This is a genomic window from Enterococcus sp. AZ163, assembly GCF_050498925.1.
GTDB lineage: Bacteria > Bacillota > Bacilli > Lactobacillales > Enterococcaceae > Enterococcus_A > Enterococcus_A ferrettii.
Genome location: NZ_JBIPAO010000001.1, coordinates 129565 through 142798 on the forward strand (window position 1 = coordinate 129565; position 13234 = coordinate 142798).

Annotated in this window: 11 protein-coding genes; 4 read left to right on the forward strand and 7 right to left on the reverse strand. The window is 40.1% G+C overall.

Annotation, left to right across the window (positions count from 1 at the left end; genetic code table 11):
* The first annotated feature begins 274 nt into the window (after positions 1-274).
* Positions 275-889 carry a hypothetical protein gene (locus IGI46_RS00640; protein WP_429964440.1) on the forward strand — a complete coding sequence of 205 codons (615 nt, stop codon included), beginning with the start codon at positions 275-277 and terminating at the stop codon, positions 887-889.
* Between the two features lie 53 nt (positions 890-942).
* Here the strand turns inward: IGI46_RS00640 and IGI46_RS00645 are convergent, their stop codons facing one another.
* Both IGI46_RS00645 and IGI46_RS00650 read right to left on the reverse strand, forming a co-directional pair.
* Complete coding sequence (locus tag IGI46_RS00645) at positions 943-2319, reverse strand: MATE family efflux transporter (protein WP_429964441.1); 1377 nt, start codon at positions 2317-2319, stop codon at positions 943-945.
* Positions 2306-2749 (reverse strand): MarR family winged helix-turn-helix transcriptional regulator, encoded by a 444-nt coding sequence (locus tag IGI46_RS00650; protein ID WP_429964442.1) that lies wholly within the window; start codon positions 2747-2749, stop codon positions 2306-2308. Before IGI46_RS00650 ends, IGI46_RS00645 begins: the two co-directional genes overlap by 14 nt.
* Positions 2750-2905: 156 nt before the next feature.
* Here IGI46_RS00650 and IGI46_RS00655 point away from each other — a divergent pair, with 156 nt between their 5' ends.
* A complete protein-coding gene (locus IGI46_RS00655) occupies positions 2906-3193 on the forward strand; it encodes a hypothetical protein (RefSeq protein WP_207702850.1) in 288 nt (95 codons plus the stop codon).
* 258 nt (positions 3194-3451) lie between these two features.
* Positions 3452-3976 (forward strand): putative immunity protein, encoded by a 525-nt coding sequence (locus IGI46_RS00660; RefSeq protein ID WP_429964443.1) that lies wholly within the window; start codon positions 3452-3454, stop codon positions 3974-3976.
* Between the two features lie 47 nt (positions 3977-4023).
* Here the strand turns inward: IGI46_RS00660 and IGI46_RS00665 are convergent, their stop codons facing one another.
* Positions 4024-5454, reverse strand: a complete 1431-nt coding sequence (locus IGI46_RS00665) for a 6-phospho-beta-glucosidase (RefSeq protein ID WP_429964444.1) — start codon at positions 5452-5454, stop codon at positions 4024-4026.
* A 17-nt stretch (positions 5455-5471) separates the two neighbouring features.
* On the reverse strand, positions 5472-6863 hold the full coding sequence (locus tag IGI46_RS00670; protein WP_207702847.1) for a 6-phospho-beta-glucosidase: 1392 nt from the start codon (positions 6861-6863) through the stop codon (positions 5472-5474).
* A gap of 226 nt (positions 6864-7089) precedes the next feature.
* On the opposite strand from IGI46_RS00670, the gene IGI46_RS00675 reads away from it, so the two are divergent.
* Positions 7090-8007 (forward strand): MurR/RpiR family transcriptional regulator, encoded by a 918-nt coding sequence (locus IGI46_RS00675; RefSeq protein ID WP_429972654.1) that lies wholly within the window; start codon positions 7090-7092, stop codon positions 8005-8007.
* Between the two features lie 34 nt (positions 8008-8041).
* Here IGI46_RS00675 and IGI46_RS00680 read toward each other — a convergent pair whose 3' ends face one another.
* The 3 genes from IGI46_RS00680 to metG form a co-directional block, all read right to left on the reverse strand.
* The gene (locus tag IGI46_RS00680) at positions 8042-9943 is read right to left on the reverse strand and encodes a beta-glucoside-specific PTS transporter subunit IIABC (RefSeq protein WP_429972655.1); all 1902 of its coding nucleotides are present in this window, start codon (positions 9941-9943) and stop codon (positions 8042-8044) included.
* Between the two features lie 14 nt (positions 9944-9957).
* Positions 9958-10803: a BglG family transcription antiterminator LicT gene (gene licT / locus IGI46_RS00685; protein WP_429964446.1), complete on the reverse strand. Its 846-nt coding sequence runs from the start codon at positions 10801-10803 to the stop codon at positions 9958-9960.
* 406 nt (positions 10804-11209) lie between these two features.
* A complete protein-coding gene (gene metG, locus IGI46_RS00690; RefSeq protein ID WP_429964447.1) occupies positions 11210-13219 on the reverse strand; it encodes a methionine--tRNA ligase in 2010 nt (669 codons plus the stop codon).
* Positions 13220-13234 lie beyond the last annotated feature (15 nt).

The window sequence follows — 13234 nt, forward strand, 5'->3', positions numbered from 1 at the left end:
CTCCTTACATTTTATCTATGTCTTGTTATCCAAGTAGTAGTTTCTTGTCCGTTTACCATTTTACTACAATCTTCTAGTAAATGCAGAAATGGCCGATTTCTATAGGTAGTTTTAACTTATGGTGGATAAATCAGTACTCGTGAAGATGATTAACTGGTGCTCAGTCTTTAGTCGGATGTAAGTTGAGCAGAAAGTTTCTATAATGATATAGAATGTCAGTTCGTTCGTTTAGAAACTGGCCATTTATTTCAACTATCTGAATTGGAGGCTTTTTATGCATAATTTTCAACGAGATTATCCAAATGCGGCCAAAGCTTTGAAGCAAAAATTCCCGAAAAAAGCGCCGTTGAGCAGTATCTGGCATTGGGTGGTTTTAGCGATTTTTAGTTTCCTAAGTGTCGCCACGATCCAGAATCAATTATGGACAATCGGCTTATTGATATTAGTCACAGCTTTAATCAAGGGCCCGGGATTAATCATTTGGGGCATCGTTTATTCTTTTCTGGTAAGTCTTTTCCCGCCATTAGGGATTGTTTTGTCAGCAATCTTTTTCTTGTTAAACATTCGTTTGTTAACTAGAAGCTGGCGCGTAAATATGATTACCACACTTTTTTATCTGTATCCGTTAGGTCTTAGTATTTTGCAGCACTTCACTGGATGGAATGAGCATTGGCAAACCGCCTTGCTGCTGGTTCCAGGTCTAATTATTCTGCATGTCAGTCTTACGAAAGTCTACAGGTATCATCCAAATGCTCGACAGGTTGCTTGGACTATTCTGGCTACCCCTTTTGAGCTATTGGCTTTGTTACTGCCAAAACGCTTCAAAAATCGTTTTAAGGGTCCTGACTATCAAAAGAAACCCACTATCCATAAAACGACTCGCTTTTAGATATAGATACACAAAGATCCGCAAGCTTTTTGAGCTTGCGGATCTTTTGTATACTATTCAAAATCCAACTGATCATTCAGCCGGATTTCATGTCTTAATTTTCGCATTGCTAGGACATACAAACTGCCTGTCAGTAAAACAGATACCGCATCAGAAAACGGAGCAGCGTACAAAATTCCTTCTAATCCCCAAACATTAGAGAAAATAAAGATTGCTGGCAGCAGCAGTAAAAATTGACGAGTAAGTGTCAAAATAATTGCGATTGTGGTTTTTCCAGTCGCCTGAAAATAATTTGACGCTACGATTTGAAAACCAATAACTGGCAAACAAGAGAACCAAGCCTGTAGGGCAAAAGAGCTAAAGGACATCAATTCTGGGTCCCGATTAAACATCGAAACCAGCAGCTCAGGAGCTATTCGAGTAACAATCCAGCCAAGAACCACGATCGCTGTAGCAGAAGTAATCGCGATCTTTTGCGCCTGCCAAACTCGCTGAAATTTCTTCGCGCCATGGTTAAAGCTGATAATTGGTTGTGTGCCTTGTACTAAGCCAGTAATAGGCATTAAAAGAATCGTTTGGATGCTGTTGACAATTCCCATACCAGAAACAGCAATATCACCACCATAAGCCGTAAGATTTACGTTTAAAACAACGTTTAACAAACTGTTAGCTAATTGGATAAAGAATGACGGCAATCCCAGTGCAGTTAAGCGAGAGGAGGTTGCCCATTTTAAACGCATATTCCTAACATGAATTTTATGATGACTGCGTTTGCCTAAAAAGTATGCTAAAATCCAAACCATTGAAATAAATTGGGACAAAATTGTTGCAAAAGCTGCACCTGCCATTCCCATATCAAATACATAAATAAACACAGGGTCCAAAACAATATTGACGCCGGCCCCCATAAACATTGTGATCATTGCCAGTTTAGGCTGGCCATCCGCTCGCATAAAATTATTCATGCCTAAACTAACAATTTGGAAAATTGCACCAAAGAAAATGATGCGCATATACTCAATTGAATACGGCAGAACAGTAGCACTCGCACCAAAAAGTGTCAGTACCCGAGTTAAAAACAACTGCCCCAGTAGCATAAACAGCAATCCGCTGATTATTAACAAGCTAAAGGCATTCCCCATCGCCTCTTCCGCTTCTCGCACCTTCTTTTCACCCAAACGAATGGAAAACAAGGTCGCCCCACCTACACCAAACAGCAAACCAATCGCAATCAAAATAATCATAATCGGAAAACCAATGGTAATTCCAGCCAGACCGTTTTGTCCCAGGCTGGGCGCATTACCGATATAAATTCGATCGACCACATTATACAGCGCATTGACAATCATTCCGATAATCGCTGGAATGGAAAACTGAATAATTAATTTTGATACCTTTTCTGTCCCTAACGGATTTTTACTTTCGTCCATTTTTTTCACCCTCGTGTTTTTCTACTTTTTCAACGATCTCCAGCAGGCTGTCATAAATAAACTGCTGCTGCTCTTCGTCAAAATCTTCCAGCAGGAATTGATTCCAAGCCTGCAGCTTTTCGGCAATTGTTTGCTTGATGGCTTCACCTTTAGTGGTAATTGAGACCACATTGCACCGCTTGTCCAGTGTATCTTTTTTCTTGGTGACAAACTCTTTGTTAATTAATGATTGCAGTGTGCGTGTGATCGATGCCTTATCCAGCTGCAGATAGTGGGCAATTTCTTCTTGCGAAATTTCGTTATGTTTATATAAATACATTAAGACTGCTTGTTCACTGGCCGTCAGATCATGCGGTGCCAGTGCGTCATTCAAATAGCCTTGATTTTTTCGGTATAAAATAGAAATTAGACGCCCTAAGCTTTGTACCATGACTTCCCCTCCCTCTTCATACTAGAAATAATTAGTTGCGTTGTCAACTATTTTTTCGTCCATGCAAGCATTAATTTTGTCGCTAAATTGACTATTTGTTACTATAAGGCTGAAGAAGTTCTAATTTATAACTATTATAGGAAGGAAGTGAGTCAAATGATGGCAACCAGAACCCCTTTTTTCAAAACAATCAGTCCCTACAAAGCACCAGAAGAATTATCTTTTTATTGTGCTTCAACGATGGTTAGTACCCATTTAATTACTTCCTATCAAAATACAAATGGTTCTTTGTTTTACATAGCAGAATACTTGTATGGCACTCCTGCCACGATGTGGACGAAACAGGACCTTAAAATCGCCGCAGCTTATTTGAATGCAAAAAATCTCGAACTATACTATCAATTAGATGACAATCACTTTGAAAAAATTACCTTGGACCGCTAACTTTCACCATTGTAAGATTGCGTGGCTATTCCGTAAGTAGTTTCGTCCTGATTCTCTTGGTATAATAAATACAACAAATGAGAACAACAAGTAGGAAATAAAAAATGGATCAAGTCATGGTAACAGTACTAGCAATGGGTGCAATGTTGTTTGTCATTACTCTACGAAAAAAAAGAAGTACAAATAAATAGTGTTAAGACTGGCGAAGCCGGTCTTTTTTGTTATAATAGCCTGTAAAAGATTTTTTGGGAGGCTGACATGAAGCACACGTATTCTTGGAATGAGCATGAACTGACAACGAACAGGCAATTGCCAACCAAACCAAAGATTAAGCTGGCAGATGATCCTGAATTGCGCATGCAGCTGGAAATGACTTTGGAACAACTTCCTCATGCTTTAGTGGCTGAGTGGGCTCTGGAACAAGCATTAGCTTATTTACAATACCTAGATCCTCCACTTCAAAAGGACCCTAGAATTCCTCAGAGTATAAACGTGCTGCAGCAACGAATTAATGGAGAATGCTCTGCTCACGTATTGAGACAAGCAGGTTTTACTGCAAATGAATTAGCACAGGAATCTTCTACTGAACTTAGTAAATATGCTGCCCGTGTCTTTGCCCAAGCAATCGCCAGCGGTCACATGCGAGGACATGCCTTAGTTTCAGCTGATTATGGTATCAAAGTTATGAATATCCTTTTTCCTAAGGATTTGTTGCAGGTTAGGCAGCAAAGAGAAACTCAATTGGCTTTGGCACGTCATTATTTAGCTAGTAAAAAAGAATAGCCTGAGCGCGACAACGGGGGCTGCCGTACTCAGACTATTCGAGCAAACTAGTTGCTTAAATCTTCACCATTTGTTTCAATGACTTTTTTATACCAGTCGAAGGATTTTTTCTTGCTGCGTTTCAACGTGCCGTTTCCTTCATTGTCGCGATCCACATAGATGAAGCCATAGCGTTTCTTCATTTCACCAGTTCCAGCAGAAACTAGATCAATACAACCCCAAGTAGTGTAGCCTAACAAATCTACACCATCTTCGTCTACTGCATCCCGCATCGCTTGAACATGTGCTGCTAAATAGTCAATCCGGTAATCATCTTCCACGTAGCCATTTTCATCTGGAGTATCCACTGCGCCTAATCCATTTTCCACAATAAATAATGGTTTTTGGTAACGATCGTAAATGTCATTCATTGTTATACGCAAGCCAAGCGGATCAATTTGCCAGCCCCATTCACTTGCTTCCAAGTAAGGATTTTTTACTGAAGCAAAGATGTTGCCCTCTGTTTGTTCCAACAACTCTGGATCGGTGGTTGATACCCGAGAAGAATAATAAGAGAAAGAAATAAAGTCGACAGTGTGTGCTTTTAGTAATTCTTTGTCGCCTTCCTCCATTTTGATCTCGATCCCTTTACGTTCCATTTCTTTTAAAGCATACGCTGGGTATTCCCCTCGTGATTGTACATCGATAAAGAAGTAGTTTTCACGATCATCTGAACGAGAAGCCCAAACATCTTCTGGTTTTGGTGAATACGGATAATAGGCACCCGCTGCTAGCATACAACCCACTTGGTTTTCAGGGTCGACTTCATGAGCAATTTTAGTAGCGATTGCTGAGGCTACCAATTCATGATGGGCTGCTTGAAACTTGATTTGTTCAACATCGTCGCCTTCTTCAAAGTAAAGACCTGCGCCCATAAATGGGGCATGCAGAATCATATTGATTTCATTGAAGGTCAACCAGTATTTTACTAAGCCTTTGTAACGCTTGAAGATGACATTACATAGATTCTCATAGAAACCAACTAGCTCACGGCTGCGCCATGCGCCATATTTTTCAACTAGGTGCATCGGGCAATCAAAGTGAGTAATCGTTACTAAAGGTTCAATACCATACTTTTTGCATTCCTTGAACATATTTTCATAGAATTTTAAACCCTCTTCATTTGGCTCTGTTTCATCACCCTTAGGGAAGATCCGACTCCAGGCAATCGATAGACGATAGGTTTTGAAGCCCATTTCTGCAAATAGAGCAATATCCTCTTTGTAATGTGTGTACATATCAATCGATTCTTTTGCTGGATAAAAGTGCTCATCATCAAATTCAAACATTTTCTTTTGACCAGCGATGACTGGAAAACGATCCTTGCCAATTGGCACAACATCTACGTTTGCTAACCCGCGTCCGTCTTTATCATAGCCGCCTTCACATTGATTGGCAGCTGTTGCGCCGCCCCATAAAAAGTCTTTTCTAAATCCCATTAATCAATTCCTGCTTTCTATACTTTTTCTAAGTCTAATTCACGTGCCACTTCATCCTGAACCTCGATGCCTTCTTTTTCCAGGCGTTCGATGGTTTCTTTAAAGTTTGGCAGATGTTCTTTGTGCGCAATAAATAATTCATCCATGATGCGTTGAGCTGTTTTACCCGAGCGAACCATTGGATTGATGGTAAATGCTTGTAAGGCTGTGTTGTAATCACCGGTTACCGCTGCTTCAATGGTTAACAATTCCATTGCTTTCATAACCTGCAGCCAGCCGCGTTCGGCTGTTGGTAATTCGCCAAAGGCAACATTACGGGCCCCTTGTCCACCGATATACGCTGAAACTTCAACCACGCAGTCTGCCGGAAGATCTGGCACTGCACCATCGTTTTTCGTTGAAACGACCAATTGCGTATTTTTGTTCGCGTAGATCGAAGCGATTGATTCACAAGCTGCGTCAGAATAGTAAGCACCGCCGCGTTGACTTAATTGTTCTGGTTTGTAATCTAAGTTTGGATCTTTGTATAATTCAAACAATTCGGTTTCTGTTTTCTTCACCTGTTGGGCACGTGTACCGATCGTCTGGTACTCTTCTAATGCATGAGCAAGAGTTTCTTCTTCTTGGTAATAATAATGATGGTAACCACAAGGAATCATTTGCATTTGTTCTAGAATCTCTCTCGGGAATGGAATATCATGAATATTTTTCGGCATTCCTGTTTCGTCGCCTTCATACATTTTATTGATGATGTCCTGTGTTACATCTTTCCCGTGAGCATCTGTTACCTTATGCCAATGGAAATGATTCAAGCCAGCAAACTTGTAAATCAATTCATCCAGTTGTTTGCCCAACATTTCAGGTTCGATCATCTGTGCCATTACTGGAACATTACATAAACCGATCACTTTATCCCATTTTCCATAACGAACGACCGCTTCAGTCACCATGCCACTTGGGTTAGCGAAGTTAATCAACCACGCATCCGGACATAAGCGTTTCATATCTTCAACAATTTCTAAGATGATTGGCACTGTTCGAAAGGCTTTGAACATCCCGCCTGCTCCATTGGTCTCTTGACCAAGCATGCCATAGTAGGCTGGAATACGTTCGTCCTTAATGCGGGCTTCTAGTAACCCAACCCGAAATTGAGTGGTTACAAAATCGGCATCCTTCAACGCTTCTTCACGATTCAAGGTCATATAAATTTTTACATCGTAAGGTGAAGCATCCCACATCCGTTGCGCCATTTTGCCAACAATGTCCAATTTTTCTTTTCCAGCTTCAATATCAACTAACCAAATCTCACGAATGGGTAATTCATCATAGCGTTTGATAAAACCTTCCATTAATTCCGGAGTATAGCTGCTTCCTCCACCGATAGTCGCAATTTTAACACCTTGAGTCATTGAATCGTCTCCCTTGTTTTTATTTACAATATCATTATCAGATATGTAAACCTGTTGTTCAATAGTAAACGCTTTGATTGCATCTGCGTTTACAAAAATTCACGAATTAGTCGATACATTTGTAAATATCGTTTCTGTTTCAAGGGATGAAAATCCATAACCCTATTCAAACGATTTTTTTTCATTTACAATAAGACTAATTATATTGTAAAAAGAGGTGTCTTCCATGTTAATTAGTGAAAAAATGAAGCAAACTGACTTTTCAGCTGCTGAATCAGCTTTGGTCGCTTATATCTTAGATAAAGGAATTGCCATTGATGAATTGACGATTAAAGAAATCGCTCAGGCAACATTCGTTCATCCTTCAACCTTAATTCGTGTGTCAAAAAAACTTGGCTTCGCCGGTTGGGTGGAGCTGAAGACTGCTCTTCTAGAGGAACAAACCTATCTGCAAACCTATTTTGATACAGTCGATGCCAATCTGCCGTTTGATTCAATGGATGGCGTAATGACCATTGCCAACAAAATTGCTACGTTGGAGCGAACGACCCTTGATGATACCTTGAGTCTATTGAATCACGATAATTTGCAGGCAGCGAAACAGTTGGTGTTAAAGGCCAACCAGATCAAAGTTTTTGGCAGCAATGCTAATACTTTAATTTCACAAGACTTCGCTTTAAAAATGCGTCGTATCGGTAAGAACGTTACTCCTTGCCAAACCCTTTATGAGACTGCCTATGAGGCGTATAACTGCCAGGCGAATGATTGCTGTATTCTTATCTCCTATACGGGAGAAAATGAAATGATTCTACAAACTGCTGAAATTTTAAAACAGGGCAACATTCCATTTATCGGACTAACCAGTATTGGAGATAATACGTTGGCGAAACTAAGTAATACCACGCTGCGTTTAACGACTCGCGAACGACTCTATTCAAAAATCGGCAACTTTACCATCAATACCTCAATTTCCTATTTACTGGATGTTTTGTACAGCTGTATTTTTGCTGAAGAGTATTCTCACAACCTTAACCATTTAATTGCTATTGGAGAAACGGTCGATACACGAAAGACAAGTTCTGAAATCATGGAGGAATCGCCGGAATTCCGTTTGCAATTTTCAGAATCATTTCGTCCGAATTAAAAAAGGAGGAAAACTTCCTCCTTTTTTATTTATTTTAAGCTAATGCTGTAAGAATCTCGTCTTCTCCAGATACCTCTTTTTGCTCACAATCCAAAATATCTAAATAGTCTGCTGCATTGGTCACAATAATCGGTGTTTCTACGCTGTAACCAGCTGAGATGATTGCCTCTAGGTCAAAGCTTACCAGCTTGTCGCCTCGTTTAACTTTGTCACCTTGAGCAACATGTGCTGTAAAATATTTTCCATCTAATTGAACCGTGTCTAAGCCAATGTGGATCAACAATTCCAATCCATTATCCGAAACTAACCCGATTGCATGTTTTGTTGGAAATAGAGTCATGACTGTTCCGTCAAATGGTGCAACAACTTCACCTTTTGTTGGATGGATTACTACCCCTTTACCTAATACACCTTGAGCAAAAGCTTGGTCCTTAGCCGTTGATAAAGGCATAACTGATCCTTCAATCGGTGAAGAAACATTTTCTTTACGAGTCGTCATCATTGGTTGTTCTTCTTTAATTTCTTCTACGGCAGTATCGTCTTTCCAGAAGAAGAAGGTCAATGCAAAGCCAGCTACTGAAGCAATAACAATTGCGATCAACGAATAATACATACCACTCATACTTCCTGTTTGAGCATCAATAAACGTTGGAATTGCGAAAACCCCTAATGGCCCAACCGTATTTTGTGTAGATCCCATCGCTGCTAGGAAAGCACCACTCAGTGCACCACCAACCATTGAATAAATGAATGGACGTTTTTTCGGAAGAGACAAGCCATAGATTGCAGGTTCAGTTACACCGCAGATTCCTGAAACAACAGCTGGAATACAAAGCTCTTTTAATTTTTTATCTTTTAGTTTGAAATACATTGCAAACACAACAGCTGTTTGCGCGAAGCTCGCACCAAATGTTGCCACCAAAGCAGTCGCATAGCCCATGTCTCCTAATTGGATAATGGCGATTGGAACAACACTCCAGTGCAAACCGAAAATAACTAATACTTGCCAGAATGCACCTAGAACTAAACCAAACAATATTGGTGAGAAATTCATTAATGCATCGAAACTTGTACTCAAAATACCTGTTAGTGAGCTGATAATTGGACCAATTACTAAAAAGCCTAATGGCAGTGCGATCACTAATACGAAAAATGGAACGAAGAAACTTTGAATCACTTCTGGTAAAACTTTTTTAGCAACCTTTTGAACTTTGCTTCCCACCCAAACGATCAAGATCGCTGGAACGACTGAACTTGTATAGTTGTTTGCAATCAATGGAAGCCCCAAAAACGTTGTATATACTGGACTGGCAAACATTGTTCCTTCAAACAGGGTACGGATCGGCTCTCCAGCTTCGCTTAATGTAGCCAGCTGCAAAGCAGGGTAACACATAGCTGCACCGATTGCCATTCCCACATATTGATTCATATTGAATTTTTTTGCGGCTGCTGCAGCTACTGCCACAGGCATCAAATAAAACAAGCCATCTCCGACTGCATTCAAGACCATATGGGTTCCTCCCAATGGGTCTAAGACGTTCATTGCTAGAAGTAAAGAAACAAGTCCTTTTAACATCCCACATGCTGCTAATGCGCCTAGGAAAGGCTGAAATACAGAACTAATGATGTCAATCAAGCGATTAAAAATGTTTTGCTTTTCGCCGTCTTCAGTGACTGTTGCTTGGCTTAAGTTTGCTACCTCTGAGACATCTGCGTATACCTCTGGCACATGGTTTCCGATAACCACTTGATACTGACCGCCACTTTTCATGACTGTAACTACGCCGTCCATGTTTTTTAGAATCTCATCATTTGCCTTACTTTCATCCTTTAATTTAAAACGCAACCGTGTAATACAATGGGTCAAGCTGTTGATATTTTCTTTTCCGCCAACATTTGCGACGATCTTCTCTGCTAAATCATGGTATTTTCCCATGAGGTATTCCTCCCTTATGTTGTGTCGACCTTCTGAACGAGTCGAGCAATATGAATCGTTAAGTATAATTTCTCATCATTTGACATTGGATAATGGTATTTTTTCTGAATAAATTCTGCGATTTTTTCGACACATTGATAGGCGTTCTTATATTTCTTTTGAATGATCAACAGCAATTCATCATCGGTCTCATCACTCAACTGATTGTTGCTCATGATACGAGAAGCAAAGAATCGTAGATGGGTTGTGAATCGATAAAAGTAGACCGAGTCTTCTTCAAACTGAACTTTAAAATAATAGCTGGTAATCTGGATAATCTCTTGCATCAATTCGGTTAGTTCATATACGTTCTCATTGTCAGCTTCGGTTTGAGCATTGACTAGGTGTAAAGCAATGTTTCCGGCTTCATCTTCTCCTAAATCAATCCGATATTTTTTTTCAATCTCAGCAACCGCTTTCTTCCCAATAGCAAACTCTTCCGGGAAAAAACGTTTGATATCCCATAAAAGTAAATTGCGAATGCGGACGCCAGATTTTACTCGTTGAATCGCTGAATACAAGTGATCAGTAATTGAAACATAGAGTAGATCGCTCAATGGATCTTTTAAAACTTTTTTTGCTTCTTCAATAATGTCATTGGCCAATTCTAAATAAGTTACCGGAACGTCTTCCAATAATTCTTGCAGCTTTTGAGATAATTCATGGTTTGCTAAACGGTATTTCTTATCAATACATTCTTCTGAAATCTCATCCCCCACTTTTTTTTGAAAGGCTAGACCCCGGCCCATTACCACACTTTCGTTATTTTTAGAATCTGTGGCAATTACAACGTTGTTATTCAAGATCTTCTGGATCTGCATGTAAAGCTTCCCCCGTTCTACGCTGTACGTTGCAGAGAAATTTAGTAGCTTTTAAATTTTTCTCTCACTAAAATGATAGAGTTTTAAGTAATTGATGTCAATCTGATTTCCGATAATCAGTGTTCTTTTTTCACCTCCTGGAGAACAACAAAAAAACCCAATGAGCGTACGACAAATAAACTTTGTCTTACGTCATCAGGTTTAGCTTGTATTTAAACAATCACTATCCATCAGTGGTCTATTTAATTCATATTCATCTTAGCAAAGAGAGAAAACGCTGTCAACATTTTTTTGAAATTTTTTTCCGGTTGATTATCCATGGGAAGCATTGCCTTAGGTTTGACTTGTTTTTCAACAGAAAGAAAAAGGCTTGAAATCTTGGAGATTTCAAGCCTTTTTGACTGTATTATCCAACAATAGAGCCATTCGGCATATCTTTCGGCGCCTCAACCACTTTCAAGCTGCCGTCAGGTGTTTCTGCTGACAAAATCATCCCTTGACTGATTTCGCCACGCATTTTACGAGGCTTCAGATTAGCAACGATAACCAGTTTTTTACCAATTAACGAAGCAGGGTCAGCATAGAATTCAGCAATCCCTGAAAGAATCTGGCGGTCTTGTTTATCACCCGCATCTAAACGGAATTGAAGCAGCTTATCAGCTCCCTCGACCTTCTTACAGTCGATGACTTCAGCAACCTTCAATTCAACTTTATCAAAGACATCAAACTTAATTTCCTTGTCTTTGACTGAAACCAATTCAGTCTCTTCTGGGTTCCATTTGATAGCTTCTTCTTCCGGCTGACTGCCTTCAGACATTTTTTGTTTAATATAGGCAACTTCTTCTTCCATATCTAACCGTGGGAAGATTGGTTTGCCCTTAGGAATGACTTTGGTGTCTTCAGGGAATTCGCCAAAGTGAATTTTCTCTAACTGCATACTGTCAGGGTTTAACCCTAACTGTTCAAAAATTTTCTTCGGTGTTTGTGTCATAATTGGCTGTAACAAAATGGCAACAATTCGTAAGCTTTCAGCTAAATGAACCATCACACTGTCCAGCTCTTCTTTTTTCTCTTCGTCTTTGGCTAAAATCCAAGGCTCAGTTTCGTCAATGTACTTGTTGGCACGAGAGATTAATACCCAAATCTCAGCCAAGGCAGTATTGAATTCCATTTTTTCCATGGATTCACGATAGCGACTAACAACATTCGCAGCAGTTGTTGATAATTCACTGTCAAATGGCGTCACTAAGGATTTGTATTTCGGTACAACACCCTCACAATACTTATTAATCATCGCAACCGTTCGGTTCAATAGGTTGCCAAGATCATTGGCTAGATCGTAATTTACCCGTGAGACAAAATCTTCTGGGGTAAAGACGCCGTCCGAACCAAATGGTACCGCCCGCAGCAAATAGTAACGCAAAGCATCTAAGCCGTAGCGTTCTACCAACATTTCTGGATAAACAACGTTGCCTTTAGATTTAGACATTTTACCGTCCTTCATCATTAACCAACCATGACCAAAAATTTTCTTAGGTAATGGCAAGTCTAAGGCCATCAGCATAATTGGCCAATAAATCGTGTGGAAACGAACAATTTCTTTTCCTACCATGTGAACATCTGCCGGCCAATATTTCTGGAAGAGGCTGTCATCTTCTGAACCATAGCCTAGAGCAGTAATATAGTTCGATAATGCATCAATCCACACGTAAACCACATGCTCTGGATTGGCATTTACCGGAATCCCCCATGAGAAGGTTGTCCGCGAAACCGCTAAATCCTCCAAGCCTGGCTTGATGAAATTGTTAATCATTTCGTTTTTACGAGACTCCGGCTGAATAAATTCAGGATGCTCTTCGTAATAATTCAGCAGGCGATCCGCATATTTGCTCATCCGGAAGAAATAAGACTCCTCACGAACCAATTCAACTTCGTGTCCGCTTGGCGCTTTCCCGCCAATGACTTTGCCTTCTTCATCACGATAAGCTTCATCTAATTGTGTTTCAGTGAAGTATTCTTCATCCGAGACTGAATACCAGCCTTCGTACTCACCAAGATAAATGTCTCCTTGATCTAACAGCTGATCAAAAATCTTTTTAACCCCTGCTTGATGATAGTCATCCGTTGTACGAATGAATTTATCGTAACTAATATCTAGGGTTTTCCATAGTTTAGTAATGTCTCCGGCCATTTTATCTACGTACTCTTTCGGTTCAACGCCTAATTCTTCGGCTTTTTTCTCGATTTTTTGACCGTGCTCATCTACACCCGTCAAATAGAATACGTCGTAGCCCATCAAACGCTTGTATCGAGCTACTGCGTCACAGGCAATCGTCGTATACGAATTTCCAATGTGCAACTTACCGCTTGGATAATAGATCGGCGTTGTGATATAAAATGTTTCTTTTTCTGCCATGAGGCTCCTCCTTTG

Coding starts and splice junctions, on each gene's coding strand:
- IGI46_RS00650 (WP_429964442.1), bottom strand. CDS start 2,749: ATGGTACAAAGCTTAGGGCGTCTAATTTCTATTTTATACCGAAAAAAT.
- IGI46_RS00655 (WP_207702850.1), top strand. CDS start 2,906: ATGATGGCAACCAGAACCCCTTTTTTCAAAACAATCAGTCCCTACAAA.
- IGI46_RS00675 (WP_429972654.1), top strand. CDS start 7,090: ATGTTAATTAGTGAAAAAATGAAGCAAACTGACTTTTCAGCTGCTGAA.
- IGI46_RS00680 (WP_429972655.1), bottom strand. CDS start 9,943: ATGGGAAAATACCATGATTTAGCAGAGAAGATCGTCGCAAATGTTGGC.
- IGI46_RS00660 (WP_429964443.1), top strand. CDS start 3,452: ATGAAGCACACGTATTCTTGGAATGAGCATGAACTGACAACGAACAGG.
- IGI46_RS00640 (WP_429964440.1), top strand. CDS start 275: ATGCATAATTTTCAACGAGATTATCCAAATGCGGCCAAAGCTTTGAAG.
- licT (WP_429964446.1), bottom strand. CDS start 10,803: ATGCAGATCCAGAAGATCTTGAATAACAACGTTGTAATTGCCACAGAT.
- IGI46_RS00670 (WP_207702847.1), bottom strand. CDS start 6,863: ATGACTCAAGGTGTTAAAATTGCGACTATCGGTGGAGGAAGCAGCTAT.
- IGI46_RS00645 (WP_429964441.1), bottom strand. CDS start 2,319: ATGGACGAAAGTAAAAATCCGTTAGGGACAGAAAAGGTATCAAAATTA.
- IGI46_RS00665 (WP_429964444.1), bottom strand. CDS start 5,454: ATGGGATTTAGAAAAGACTTTTTATGGGGCGGCGCAACAGCTGCCAAT.
- metG (WP_429964447.1), bottom strand. CDS start 13,219: ATGGCAGAAAAAGAAACATTTTATATCACAACGCCGATCTATTATCCA.